The organism is Streptomyces zhaozhouensis, assembly GCF_900230195.1.
GTDB classification, from domain to species: domain Bacteria; phylum Actinomycetota; class Actinomycetes; order Streptomycetales; family Streptomycetaceae; genus Streptomyces; species Streptomyces zhaozhouensis.
Genome location: NZ_OCNE01000054.1, coordinates 1 through 2777, shown reverse-complemented (window position 1 = coordinate 2777; position 2777 = coordinate 1). Strand labels below are relative to the sequence as shown.

Sequence of the window (2777 nt, the reverse complement as noted above, 5' to 3'; positions counted from 1 at the left end):
TCCAACACCCCACACACCTCACCCAACGCCTCCCCGAACACCGGAAACGCCCCCGCCAACCCCAACCCCATCCCCACCCGCTGCGCACCCTGACCCGAGAAGACAAAGCCCAGCGCGCCGTCGCCGCGCGTGCGGGGGTCCAGGACGCGCAGCTCGTCGAGCAGCGCGGCGCGGTCGCCGCCCACGGCCACGGCGCTGTGGTCGAGGGCGGCGCGGCCGGTGGCGAGGGTGTACGCCACGTCGAGGGGGGCGAGGCCCGGGTTCCGCTCCAGATGGGCGCGGAGCCGTTCCGCCTGCCCGGTCAGGGCCTCCGGGGTGCGCGCGCTCAACAGCCAGGGCAGCGCGGGCGGTTCGACGGGGGCGGGTGTCTCCTCCGGCCGCCCGTCGGCGGGGGCCTCGGCGGTCGGTTCCTCGATGACGACGTGGGCGTTGGTGCCGCCGAAGCCGAACGAGGAGATCCCGGCCCGGCGCGGCCGGTCGGCGACGGCCGGCCACTCCCGCTCCTCCGTCAGCAACTCGACCGCGCCACCTGACCAGTCCACCATCGGCGAACGCTCCTCGGCGTGCAGGGTGCGCGGCAGGGTGCCGTGGCGCATCGCCTCGACCATCTTGATGACCCCGCCGACACCGGCGGCCGCCTGGGCGTGCCCGATGTTCGACTTCAACGACCCCAGATACAGCGGGACTTCGTCACGCTCCCGGCCATAGGTGGCCAGCAGCGCCCCCGCCTCGATCGGGTCACCCAGCCGGGTGCCCGTCCCGTGCGCCTCCACGACATCCACCTCGGCCGGACGCAACCCCGCGTCCGCCAACGCCGCCCGAATGACCCGCTCCTGGGCGGGGCCGTTCGGCGCGGTCAACCCGTTGCTGGCACCGTCCTGGTTCACCGCCGAACCGCGTACGACGGCGAGCACCCGGTGCCCGTTGCGCCGCGCGTCCGAAAGCCGCTCGACCAGCAGCAACCCGACCCCCTCCGACCAGCCGACGCCGTCCGCGTCCGCGCCGAAGGACTTGCAGCGGCCGTCCGGGGACAGGCCGCGCAGTCGGGAGAACTCGACGAAGGCGACCGGCGTGGACATCACGGTGGCGCCGCCGGCCAGCGCCAGGTCGCACTCGCCGTTGCGCAGGGCGCCCACCGCCAGGTGCAGGGCGACCAGCGACGAGGAGCAGGCGGTGTCCACGCTGAGCGAGGGGCCCCCGAAGCCGAAGGTGTAGGAGAGCCGGCCGGCGGCGATGCTGCCGGCACTGCCGCTGAAGAGATAGCCCTCGGCCTCCTCGGGCGGCAGGCCGGGCCGGGAACCGTAGTCGCCGTACATCAGCCCGGTGAAGACGCCGGTGCGCGAGCCGTGCAGCGCGCCCGCGTCGAGCCCGGCGCTCTCGAACGTCTCCCACGCCGTCTCCAGCAGCAGCCGCTGCTGGGGGTCGACGGCCGCCGCCTCGCGGGCGGACATCCCGAAGAACTCGTGGTCGAACAGGGCCGCGTCGCGCAGGAACCCGCCCTCTCTCGCGTAGGAGGTGCCCGGGTGGTCGGGGTCCGGGTCGTAGAGCGCCTCCAGGTCCCAGCCCCGGTCGTCGGGCAGCGGGCCGACCGCGTCCGTGCCGTCGGCGACCAGCCGCCACAGCTCCTCGGGCGAGGAGACCCCGCCCGGGTAGCGGCACGCCATGCCGACGATCGCGATCGGCTCGTGGCGCCTCTCCTTGAGCTCGCGCAGCTGCCGGCGCGCGTCCCGCGCGTCGGCGACGGCCTTCCTGAGGTAGTCGCGCAGCTTCTCCTCGCCCGCCATGGTCGTTCAACTCCCCTTGTCGTGAGATGCGTTCTGGTGTCCGGTGCGTGGGTTCCCCGGGTCCGTCCGGGGTCGGGGCGGGCGGTCAGTCGCGTTCGTCCACGAGGGCGAAGAGCTCCTCGTCGCTGGCCGCCCGCAGGTCCTCGTCGGGCGCCTCGTCGCCGCCGGCGGCGGTGTCGGCCGTGGCGAGGAGTTCGCGCAGCCGCGCCGCGATCCGGTCGCGGGCCCCGCCGTCGGCCGAGACCGAGGCGATGACGGTCCGCAGCCGGGACAGCTCGGCGAGCACGGGCTCGTCGGGGGTGGTCTCCGCGATGTCGAGCAGGGTGGCGAGACGGGCGGCGACGGCCCGGGGTGTCGGATGGTCGAAGACCAGCGTGCTGGGCAGCCGCAGCCCGGTCTCGGCGTTGAGCTGGTTGCGCAGTTCCAGCGCGGTCAGCGAGTCGAAGCCCAGCTCCTGGACGGGGCGTTCGGCGTCGACCGCCGAGTGGTCGGCGTGGCCGAGCACGGCGGCGACCCTGGCCCGCACCAGGTCGGTGAGGACGCGGTCCCGCTCGGCGGGCGGCAGCGGCGCGAGCCGCTCGGCCAGCGAGGGGCCGCCGGGCTGGGCGGCGCCGGCCGTCGTCCGGTTCCGCCTGGCGGGGGAACGGACCAGGCCGCGCAGCACGCTGGGGAGTTGGTCCCTTCCGGCGGCGTCCCGCAGGGCGCGGGCGTCGAGCCGGGTGACCGCGAGGACGCTCTCCCCCAGCGCGGGCGCCGCGTCGAACAGGGTCAGCGCGTCGTCGGTGGACAGCGGCAGCAGACCGGAGCGGGCGAGGCGGCGCAGATCGGTGTCGGCGAGATGGCCGGAGAGTTCGCTGGGCTGCTCCCACAGGCCCCAGGCGAGGGAGAGCCCCGGCAGCCCCGAGGCCCTGCGATGCGCCGCCAACGCGTCCAAGAACGCGTTCGCCGCCGCATAGTTCCCCTGCCCCGCCGTACCCAACAACCCCGCCACCG

General features: G+C 75.1%; 2 protein-coding genes. Both read right to left on the bottom strand.

Going from position 1 to position 2777, the window contains the following annotated elements:
- The coding region (locus tag CRP51_RS27930) for a type I polyketide synthase (protein ID WP_141514713.1) at window positions 1-1784 on the bottom strand (1784 nt) is incomplete at its 3' end.
- A gap of 85 nt (window positions 1785-1869) precedes the next feature.
- Window positions 1870-2777: beta-ketoacyl reductase (locus CRP51_RS27925; RefSeq protein WP_141514712.1), on the bottom strand; the 908-nt coding region annotated here is incomplete at its 5' end.